Genomic DNA, 2,530 nt, shown 5'->3' on the forward strand with positions numbered 1-2,530 from the left:
TATGGCGTTCAAACACGCGTAGCATAAAGCGTTTTACGTCGCTTGCGCCCAATTTATGTAAGTTAAGAATACGTCTAAATATTTCTTTATAAATAGAAGAGTCTTGTACATTGTTAAGCGGGATCATTTTTAGGTTAATGTCGCCGTCAAAAGGCGTTGCGCCGCCAGTAAGTAGCGCGTTTAACTCTTGTGCTTTAAGCTCAATAGGGTTGTAGTTAAGCGATTTTAAATGGTTGAACAGCTTGGTAAATTTAATAATAGTTTTACCTTGCGTGTACTGCTCTAAATCAAGCTTTCCTTGATAACAAAAGTACTGATGCGCGTAACCGGCAATTTTACCAAGGCCTGCCACGCCTATTACTACCGAGCCATGAGGCAAGTTAGCTTCTAGTAAAATGTACGACTGATCGGATGAAAAATAAAACTTACGGGTTTCATCTAAATCGTGTCCGTCCCATTCTGTTAAGCGTAAATCGTTAATAAGCGGAAACTGCAGGGCGTTAATAACCGAGCTTTTACCGGTGTTATTGGGCGCGCAAATAGAGCTGCTTTTATCAAGCGGGATCACACATTTTGCATAGCCTGCGGTGTTAAGTAGGGCGAGTTTGCTTAGTCCGTATAGATTTTTCATTCCTCGTCCTCTGTAATGTAGGTTTCTTCGTTTACTTCCATGAGTGCATCTATGTAGCGGTGAATTGGTGCTTGTAGCATAAAGCCGCCTTCTACTTCACGGGCTAAACCTAAGCGCACCATGCGCAGGTAAACGTCTTTACGCAAATCCGATCCCGAAAATATCTCAAGCTGATCAAACAAATGTTTGTTAATTTGCACCAGCGTTTGCATAAGCTCTAAATCGTTTACGTCGTCAAACAATGCGCGCATTGGGTCTTTACCCGTATTGGCGTAGTGCTCAATTAAAATGTAAATGGTGAGCGCGATAGCGCGAGATATTTTGCCCATATTTGGCGTACTTTCGTCGCTACCAAAATAATAAAAGCCACGGCTGTCGTGTTTTAAATCGTTACCTAGGGCGGTAAATAGGGCGGTGTAGTCTTCTATGTGTTGGTCAAGCTCTTGCCACATTACGTTGTCTTGCTCGCAAATGTGATAACCCGCTACTAATTTTTTATTAATGGCTTGTAGATGGGTTAGCTCGTCTAAGTTTATGTGTGTCATGGTTTATTTACCTGCCTTTGAATCTGGCTGAGGCTCTGAATTAAATGGATATAAAGAAAAGTGCTGACCGGCAATTTTTACGCGGGCTTTTTCATCGCTTTGAATTATTTTAATATCGCTGTCGCTGACCAATTTTTGATACAAAAATAGCATTTCGTCGGCATCGAGATCTGGATAGCTTTCGTCTAAAAATTGCAGCAAGGGCTGCGGCTTTTTGCGTTTTTTATTAAAGCGCTTAGCAAAGCTGGTTTTAACATCGTTGTAGTCAGGAATATTAGGCGTAACAAATGCAGGCACGTCTTGCTGGTCAGGCAATTGGTATTCTTCGTGTTCAAATTCAACCAAGCTTGCCATGTAAGCCACAATATGGCGTTGCTGACCAAGCGAATATCGCTGCGCGTCGCTTACAAAATGTGGTTGCACAGCACTTAGCATATTGTCTACGCCATTTTTACGTACAAGCCCAAGTACTTGGGCTGCTTGGCGAGTAATTAAGTTATTACGGCGTAGCTCCTCGCGCAGTGGCATAAGCATATCGGCACTTTTACGTAAGCTTTCTCGGCCCATTAAATGCATTTCGAGTATACGGGTACGTAATTGCTCCAGCATACGTTTGTCGTTATACGCTTTACCTGAGCGCTCAATGTGCAGTATTTGCTTACTTATTTGCTCTTCAATGAGGGTAAAACATGCATGAAACTCACCACGAATATCAACCATTTCAAGCATTGGCTCTATGTATTCGTCAAAGGCTTCTATTACCGCTTTATAACGCTTTTGCAGCGATTGCACTGCATTATTTGATTTGGCTTGTTCAACAATATTTAAAATAGCGTTTTCGTTGTGCGTATAGAGCTTCATTATTTTACGCACCCGATCATCCATAATGCGGCTGTAGCGTCGTAAGTCGTCAAAGTCTTCTATTTCGCCAGCGTTATCTAGGCGGTTACCTAAACGAGCAAGGTCCTCTACTAATACGCTAATTTCTTGCGCTAAACCTAAATGCTCTTCTTGCAGTAAAAAAGTAGCAAAATCAGCAATAGCACGATTTATTTCAAGCTGAGAGGATTTAGCCAGTGGAATTAAAATATCTTGGTTTAACAAACGATTTGTTTCTTTATAAATGCGTTCGTTTGACCACGTAGGCTGCTTTTGCTTAATCGCGTTTTGTACGTCTTTTAGGCTAAAGTCAGCCATTTTAAAACGTTTAAATAATAGCTCTAATACACCCCAATGTTCGGTTATGGTGTTTAGCAGCTTTTTAGCTGGGATCATAAGGGGTTACAACATCCTAGTATTTTATTATTGAGTTCTTTTAGAAGACTCATTATTACGTATTTTTAATTAATCTTGT

At 40.9% G+C, this 2,530-nt stretch carries 2 protein-coding genes and 1 pseudogene; all 3 read right to left on the reverse strand.

The features are described 5' to 3' along the window. A pseudogene (locus tag H5072_RS16650) lies at positions 1–631 on the reverse strand (ATPase); the annotation flags it as partial. Then, a complete protein-coding gene (locus H5072_RS16655) occupies positions 628–1,176 on the reverse strand; it encodes a condensin complex protein MksE (RefSeq protein WP_024605891.1) in 549 nt (182 codons plus the stop codon). The gene H5072_RS16655 and the pseudogene H5072_RS16650, both read right to left, overlap by 4 nt. Before the next feature lie 3 nt (positions 1,177–1,179). After that, positions 1,180–2,451, reverse strand: coding sequence for a hypothetical protein (locus H5072_RS16660; protein WP_182694168.1), 1,272 nt, complete (start codon positions 2,449–2,451; stop codon positions 1,180–1,182). Positions 2,452–2,530 lie beyond the last annotated feature (79 nt).

The organism is Pseudoalteromonas sp. SR45-5, from assembly GCF_014163565.1.
In the GTDB taxonomy this organism is placed as follows: domain Bacteria; phylum Pseudomonadota; class Gammaproteobacteria; order Enterobacterales; family Alteromonadaceae; genus Pseudoalteromonas; species Pseudoalteromonas distincta.